Genomic DNA, 933 nt, shown 5'->3' on the forward strand with positions numbered 1-933 from the left:
AGACATCTCTAAGACGGAAGAGGGTCATAGCTTAATGCTAGAAGTGATTGAACAGACAGCGTCACGCTTGTTTATCCCTCTTACTGTAGGGGGTGGGATTCAAAGTCTCGATGATATTACCCAATTGCTAAATCATGGTGCAGATAAAGTATCATTAAATTCAAGTGCTTTAAAAAATCCACAGCTCATTAAACAAGCGAGTGATAAATTCGGTAGACAATGCATCTGCATAGCAATTGATAGCTATTATGATCCTGAAAGAAAAGCACATTATTGTTGTACGACTGGTGGTAAAAAAATGACAAATATTAAAGTATATGACTGGGTACAGCAAGTAGAACAGTTAGGTGCAGGTGAGCTCCTCGTTACAAGTATGGGACATGATGGTATGAAACAAGGCTTTGATATTGAACACCTAGCAAATATTAAGTCTCTTGTAAATATTCCAATCATTGCTTCTGGTGGTGGTGGCAATGCACAACACTTTGTAGAATTATTTGATCAGACGGATGTTTCTGCAGGTTTAGCTGCAAGTATATTACATGATCGAGAAACGACGGTTCAATCTATTAAAGAAGTGATACGGCAAGGAGGTATAGCAGTAAGATGACCAATTACAAAATTGATTTTAGCAAAGGTTTAGTGCCAGCAATTTTACAAGATAATCAAACAAAACAAGTATTGATGTTGGGTTATATGAATCAAGAAGCTTTTGATAAAACGATAGAAGATGGTGTAGTATGTTTCTATTCGCGGTCGAAACAACGTCTATGGACAAAAGGTGAAACATCTGGTCATACGCAACGTGTTAAAGATATTCATGTAGATTGCGACAATGATACTATTTTAATTGATGTCATACCAAATGGACCAACATGTCATACAGGCAGTCAAAGTTGTTTCAACACAGAAGTTCCATTTTCAGTGCAAACA

At 36.9% G+C, this 933-nt stretch carries 1 pseudogene; it reads left to right on the plus strand.

The window, feature by feature from the left end:
• Positions 1 to 933: pseudogene (hisI, locus tag IDG60_RS27700) on the plus strand (phosphoribosyl-AMP cyclohydrolase); the annotation flags it as partial.

This window comes from Staphylococcus sp. EG-SA-2 (genome assembly GCF_017152085.1).